2 protein-coding genes are annotated in these 1,571 nt (G+C 35.4%); one reads left to right on the forward strand and one right to left on the reverse strand.

Going from position 1 to position 1,571, the window contains the following annotated elements; translation table 11 throughout:
• A partial coding sequence (locus tag ACY651_RS09915; protein ID WP_462252215.1) for a nicotinate-nicotinamide nucleotide adenylyltransferase occupies positions 1-436 on the forward strand: 436 nt, incomplete at its 5' end.
• Here ACY651_RS09915 and ACY651_RS09920 read toward each other — a convergent pair.
• The coding region (locus tag ACY651_RS09920) for a chromate transporter (protein ID WP_462252217.1) at positions 437-1,571 on the reverse strand (1,135 nt) is incomplete at its 5' end.

Consider the following 1,571-nt stretch of genomic DNA (forward strand, 5'->3'; position numbering starts at 1 on the left):
TGCCTCATTATTAAATGAATATCAGCGGTTGCACTTAGTGAATATCGCTATTGATGGTGAAACAAAACTAAGAAGCAGCAATGTGGAATTTAAATTACCAAAGCCATCTTATACGGTTGATACGCTTGCTTATCTTACAGAAAAACATCCCGAAAATAAATTTGCCATTATTATGGGCAGCGATGGCTTTCAAAATTTAGATAAGTGGAAGAATTATCAGCTCCTGATAAAAAATTACTCATTTTACATTTATAAAAGGCCGGGGTTTGAAATTACTGAAACCTTTGGTGCTAAAATTATTGTGATGGAAGCTCCGCTTCTGGATATATCAAGCACCCGTATTCGAAGTTTGATAAAAGAAAAAAAATCTATCCGGTTTCTGGTACCCGATGTGGTTAAAGAGGAAATTGAAAGAAACGGCTATTATAAAGTGTAATTAAAATAACCAGCCTAATCCTAAACAAAATATAACAATAAAAGGTGCAGGTATTTTAGTTAACTGAAGTATTAAAAAAGTTCCTGCAATTACCCCAATATTTAAAAAGCTTAACGCATCAAAAGAAATAATTGAAACATCTTTTAATAAGTATAAAGTTGCAGCCCACATAATACCCACCACTACAGCATTAATACCTTCCAGGGCACGATAAACCACCACATATTTTTTTAAGTATTGCCAAACGGGAAAGAAAAACAAAACTAATAAAGCGCTGGGTAAAAAAATTGCAACAGCCCCGATTATGCAACCCAAAAGTTGCATTTCTTTTCCTTCATTTTTCATCGCCATACCTCCGGTAAAAGAAGCAATTGAAAAAACAGGCCCGGGTATTGCCCGAACCATTCCGGCGCCGGTTAACAATTCCTCTCTTTCAATACGTATAACATTTTGATCTTTCTTTTGCATCCGTTCTGAAGTTGGCCTTGCAACATATTGATCAAGCATTAAAGGAATCAACACATCTCCTCCACCAAAAACAATACTACCAAAGCGATAAAAATTTTCAAACAGGTTATACGATTTGCGGTTCTCCCAATTTTGTTTTCTTGCAGCCTCACTCAAAAAAGCGGCAACTAAAAAAATTAAACCAAACAGCCAGATATTTGTCCACCTTACCTGTTTTGGTTTAATAACTTCTTTTTGCGGAATACGTTTGCTGCTGAAATTTGTAGCAATACCACCTGCTATTATTAGAGCAGGAAATACCCATGGCGTTTTAAATAAAAAGTAGGTAGCCGCCATAGCCAACAGCATTATTATTTGTGTAATAAAATTATTTATAGAAATTTTAAATGCTTTAAAAGCTGCATAAACCAAAAAACCAATAGCCATTGGCTGAATAAACTGGAAGATGCTGGTATTTAATTTGTCTTTTCCAATACCTGTAACCAAAAAAGATAAAGCACCCATTAAAAAACAGGCAGGTAAAATCCAAATAATTAAAGTTAAAACAGCCAAGGGTACACCGCCACGTTTGTACCCTATTAGTGTAAGGGTTTGGGTGGATGAAGCTCCCGGCAATAACTGACAAAATGATGTATACTCCATCAACTCCTCTTTTGTTAAATCCCTC

The organism is Ferruginibacter sp., assembly GCF_031391665.1.
Classification (GTDB): domain Bacteria; phylum Bacteroidota; class Bacteroidia; order Chitinophagales; family Chitinophagaceae; genus Ferruginibacter.